This window comes from Mitsuaria sp. TWR114, from assembly GCF_007997345.1.
Window position 1 is genome coordinate 1 of record NZ_VOSR01000095.1, and the last position, 1,991, is coordinate 1,991.

Sequence of the window (1,991 nt, forward strand, 5' to 3'; positions counted from 1 at the left end):
GGCCTGACGCTGCTGGACGCCAGCGTGGGCGACTCGTACAACTCCGCCGGGTATGTCTCCTACCTGAAGATCCGCGGCTACGACCTCGACAACCGCTTCAACTTCCGTCGCGACGGCCTGCCGATCAATGCCGAGACCGCCCTGCCCCTCGCGAACAAGAGCAGCCTGGAGGTGCTCAAGGGCACGAGCGGCATCCAGGCGGGAACCAGCGCCCCCGGCGGCCTCGTGAACCTCGTCGTGAAGCGGCCGACGACCGAGCTCACCAGCGTGACGCTCGGCGTCAGCAAGCGCGGCACCCTCGAATCGGCGATGGACTGGAGCCGCCGCTTCAGCGACGGCCACGGCAACGACAAGGCCTTCGGCCTGCGCGTCAATCTGCAGGCCGCCAAACTCCGGCCCGAATTGCGCGACGCCGACGGCCATCGCTGGATGATGGCCGTCGCCGGCGACTGGCGCGTCACGCGCGACACGCTGGTCGAGGCCGAGGTCGAGATCTCCCGCCAGTCCCAGCCCAGCCAGCCCGGCTTCAGCCTGCTCGGCGACCGCCTGCCCGACGCGAAGTCCATCGATCCGCGCACCAACCTGAACAATCAATCGTGGAGCCTGCCGGTCGTCTTCGAAGGCCGCACCGCTTCCCTGCGCGTGCAGCACCAATTGAATGCCGACTGGAAGCTGCAGGCGCATGCCGCGATCCAGCGGTTGGTCACCGATGACCGCCTCGCCTACCCCTTCGGCTGCACCGCCAGCGACGGCACTTATTACCCGAGCACCTACTGCCCCGACGGCACCTTCGACCAGTACGACTTCCGCAGCGAGAACGAGCACCGCAACAGCGACGCGCTCGACCTCTCGGCGCAGGGCCGGCTCAACACGGCCGGCATCACGCACGAGTTGACGACGGGCGTGCTGTTCTCGCGCTACAAGAGCCGGCTGCAGGGCCAGGCCTACAACTGGGCGGGCACCGGCAACATCTGGGGCACGCTGCCGACGACGGCCGACCCGACGCTCACCGGCACCAACACCAACCGCACCGAGCGCAGCACCGAGGTCTACCTGCGCGACGCGATGCAGTTCAGCGAGCGCTGGCAAGGCTGGCTCGGCATGCGTCACACGCGGCTCAAGCGCGACAGCGTCGCGGTCGGCCCGGAGGCTGGCCAGGTCGGCACGCCGAATCCGTACGCGCAGTCGTTCACGACGCCGTGGCTCGGTGTGAGCTACGCGATCAACGCGCAGCTGCTGGCCTACGCGAGTTGGGGCCAGGGCATTGAATCGGCAGTCGTGCCCAACCTGCCGGTCTATGCGAACCGCACGGCGGTGCTGCCGGCGCTGCGCAGCAGGCAGTGGGAGATCGGTCTGAAGTCGGGCAGCCGGACGGTGGACTGGTCGATCAACTACTTCGACGTCAGCAAGCCCGCGACGCGTGACGTCGCGGTCACGGTGAACGGCCTGGACATGCTCGAGACCCGCATCGACGGCGAGCAGAACCATCGCGGCGTGGAAGCGCAAGCCGACCTGAAGTGGGCGAACGGCGGCTTGATGGCGAGCGCGATGAAGCTGCGCGCGCGCCGCGAGCGCAGCGAGGACGCGACGCTCAACGGCCTGAAGCCGACCAACGTGCCGGAGACGGTGCTGAAGCTGCAGGCCCGCCAGGGCGTCGGGCTGCCGGGCCTGGAGCTGCAGGCGGGCGTCGTGTACGAGGGCAAGCGCATGGTGCTGCCGGACAACTCGCTGGCTATCCCGAGCTGGACGCGGCTGGACCTGGGCGCGCGCTACGAGCAGAACATCGGTCGGCAACAGCTGATCTGGCGTGTCGGCGTGGACAACGTGACCGACCGCCGGGCGTGGCGCGAGTCGCCGTATCAGTACGGCCACGTCTACCTGTACCCGCTCGCCAATCGCACCTGGCGTGCGTCGGTGGAGTGGGTCTTGTGAGCTTCTGATTTTTCTGTGTATACTCTCAGGCTCTGATCCCCGATAGCTCAGTCGGTAGA

At 67.9% G+C, this 1,991-nt stretch carries 1 protein-coding gene; it reads left to right on the forward strand.

Translation table 11 applies throughout. The features are described from left to right. Window positions 1–1,932: TonB-dependent siderophore receptor (locus tag FUT87_RS04920; RefSeq protein WP_147240257.1), on the forward strand; the 1,932-nt coding region annotated here is incomplete at its 5' end. Between the last annotated feature and the right edge of the window lie 59 nt (window positions 1,933–1,991).